At 47.1% G+C, this 922-nt stretch carries 1 protein-coding gene; it reads left to right on the top strand.

The features are described 5' to 3' along the window. Window positions 1-922 (top strand): Ig-like domain-containing protein (locus A9260_RS14260; protein ID WP_156684067.1); only part of this gene is annotated, 922 nt, incomplete at both ends.

Here is a 922-nt window from a genome sequence, read left to right as displayed (position 1 = left end):
GACCGGCGATGGTGTTATTAATGCAGCAGAGAGCAGTAGTGCACATATTGAGGGAACAGCCGAAGTGGGTGCGACATTATCGGGTTTGAGTATCCATGATAGTGCAGGCAACACGGTTAATATTTCTGCTAAAGATATGCCTAAGGTAGATAGTAATGGTCACTTTAGTTTAGATAATGTAGATGTGAGCAGCCTGACAGACGGTAAGTTGACGGTACAGGTGACTTCAACAGATGCTGCAGGCAACACGACCTCAGCGTCAGGTGATATTACTCTTGATGCTACWGCAGGCACGATAGCCATCAATGCTCCGATTGCGGGTGATAACTGGCTTAATGGAACCGAGCAAGGTCAGCCACTGGAGATATCAGGTACGACTTCAGGCATTGAAGATCATCAAGTGGTGACCGTGAGCTTTAATGGTCAAGATTATACCGCGACTGTTAGCAATAACGCTTGGACACTCTCAGTGCCAGCGACGGATTTATCGGGCATTAAGGATGCGACGCCCCTGCCTATCACAGCGAATGTTATGGATGCAGCAGGTAACCCAGCACCGCAAGCAAGCCATACCATTGATGTGGATTTAAGTACTACCGCATCAATAAGCATCACAGATGGTTCGACCGGCGATGGTGTTATTAATGCAGCAGAGAGCAGTAGTGCACATATTGAGGGAACAGCCGAAGTGGGTGCGACATTATCGGGTTTGAGTATCCATGATAGTGCAGGCAACACGGTTAATATTTCTGCTAAAGATATGCCTAAGGTAGATAGTAATGGTCACTTTAGTTTAGATAATGTAGATGTGAGCAGCCTGACAGACGGTAAGTTGACGGTACAGGTGACTTCAACAGATGCTGCAGGCAACACGACCTCAGCGTCAGGTGATATTACTCTTGATGCTACAGCAGGCACGATA

Source organism: Vibrio sp. UCD-FRSSP16_30, from assembly GCF_001676025.1.
In the GTDB taxonomy this organism is placed as follows: domain Bacteria; phylum Pseudomonadota; class Gammaproteobacteria; order Enterobacterales; family Vibrionaceae; genus Vibrio.
This window is presented reverse-complemented; position numbering and strand designations above follow the sequence as displayed.